At 68.0% G+C, this 1723-nt stretch carries 3 protein-coding genes; 1 reads left to right on the top strand and 2 read right to left on the bottom strand.

Annotated features, from left to right (window positions below; all coding sequences use genetic code 11):
- Together ACK5KK_RS01790 and ACK5KK_RS01785 are read right to left on the bottom strand one after the other, a co-directional pair.
- The coding region (locus ACK5KK_RS01790; RefSeq protein WP_416888378.1) for an FmdB family zinc ribbon protein at positions 1–254 on the bottom strand (254 nt) is incomplete at its 3' end.
- Between the two features lie 16 nt (positions 255–270).
- On the bottom strand, positions 271–864 hold the full coding sequence (locus tag ACK5KK_RS01785) for a 5-formyltetrahydrofolate cyclo-ligase (protein ID WP_416888377.1): 594 nt from the start codon (positions 862–864) through the stop codon (positions 271–273).
- A gap of 125 nt (positions 865–989) precedes the next feature.
- On the opposite strand from ACK5KK_RS01785, the gene ACK5KK_RS01780 reads away from it, so the two are divergent.
- The coding region (locus ACK5KK_RS01780; protein WP_416888376.1) for a UTP--glucose-1-phosphate uridylyltransferase at positions 990–1723 on the top strand (734 nt) is incomplete at its 3' end.

Raw genomic sequence — 1723 nt, 5'->3', positions numbered from 1 at the left:
GCCGCCGCCGTCGTGTCGGCGCCCTTGCCGTCGCCGGCTCCCTTGCTCGCGTCCTTGCCGCCGCCTCGGGAGGTGCCGTCGCGAGAATCGGTGCGGTAGAAGCCCGGACCGTTGAAGGTGACCCCGATCGAACCGTACTGTTTGCGCAGCCGTCCTCCGCAGGCCGGGCACTCGGTCAGGGAAGCGTCGGTGAACGACTGCACGGCATCGAATGCGTGGTCGCAACCGGTGCAGGCATAGGCGTAGGTGGGCATGGGATCCTCGTTCGGGTCAGAGTTTCGGCGTGAGCTCGATCGTGCGGGTGGGGGTGACGACGCCGGTCACCGGCTGGTCGTGCAGGTCGCGGGGGATGTCGTCGATGAACTCGGCGTCGAAGACGACGGCATACACGGGTGGGCGATTCTGCATCGAGCCGAGGGTCTTGTCGTAGTAGCCGCGGCCCCATCCGAGCCGCGTCCCGGAGCGATCCACGGCGGCGGCGGGGATCACGAGCACATCGACCTCGTCGACGGCGAGGGGACTGAGCAGATCACCGGCCTGTTCCGGGACGCCCATCGCCGCTTCCACGATCTCGCCCGCGTCGTCGGCGACGACCCAGTCCAGCAGGCCGTCGGTGCGCATAACCGGCAGCAGCACCCGGATGCCGCGCGCCAGCGCCCCCGCGACGAACTCCCGGGTGCCCGGTTCGGTCGGAGTGGACAGAAAACACGAGATCGACCGGGCGGCGTAGCGCGAGATCAGTGCGTCCAGCTGTGTCTTGACCCCGGCCGCAGACTGCGACAGCGACAGCGGTGAGCGCTGTTGTCGACGCTCACGCAGCTCGGCGCGCAGCGCCCGCTTCGCATCGTCGATCTCGCCGGTCACGTGATCGATTCTAGACACCGGCCGGATGTGCGGCCCCGCGGCACCGCGCACCGGTCTGGGGTGCGGGATGTCGGGTGCGGGATGCCCGGTGTGGGATGCCGTTCAGCGCTGGGTACAGTGGAGCCATGGCCGAATCACACATCAAGGCTGTCATCCCCGCCGCGGGTCTGGGGACGCGGTTCCTGCCGGCGACCAAGGCGATGCCCAAGGAGATGCTTCCCGTCGTCGACAAGCCGGCGATCCAGTATGTCGTCGAGGAAGCCGTGTCCGCTGGCATCCCCGACATCCTCATCATTTTGGGGCGCAACAAGAACAACATCTCCAACCACTTCGACGCGGTACCCGAGCTCGAATCCAACCTCACCCACAAGGGCGACCTGGATCGTTTGGAGCGTGTCACCGAGTCCAACGACCTCGCCGACATCCACTTCGTGCGGCAGGGGGAGCCGCGGGGTCTGGGCCACGCCGTGCTGCGGGCGCGCGGGCACGTCGGCGATGCCACATTCGCCGTGCTGCTCGGCGACGACCTGATCGACGAGCGGGATCCGTTGCTGACCCGCATGCTGGCGGAGAACGAACGCACCGGGGTGTCGGTCATCGCCCTCATGGAGGTCGATCCCGACCACATCCACATGTACGGCGCGGCCGCGGTCGAACCCACCGATGATCCTGACGTGGTCAGGGTCACCGGGCTGGTCGAGAAGCCGAGCAAAGAGGACGCCCCGTCGAACTATGCCGTGATCGGTCGGTACGTGCTCACTCCGGAGGTTTTCGGCATCCTGGAGCACACGCCGCCCGGCCGCGGCGGCGAGATCCAGCTGACCGACGCCCTCCAGGAGCTCGCCGTCGGCTCCGGCGT

This window comes from Microbacterium sp. (genome assembly GCF_047972865.1).
In the GTDB taxonomy this organism is placed as follows: Bacteria; Actinomycetota; Actinomycetes; order Actinomycetales; family Microbacteriaceae; genus Microbacterium.
The sequence above is the reverse complement of the archived record's forward strand: the minus strand, read 5'-3'. Positions and strand labels throughout refer to the sequence as shown.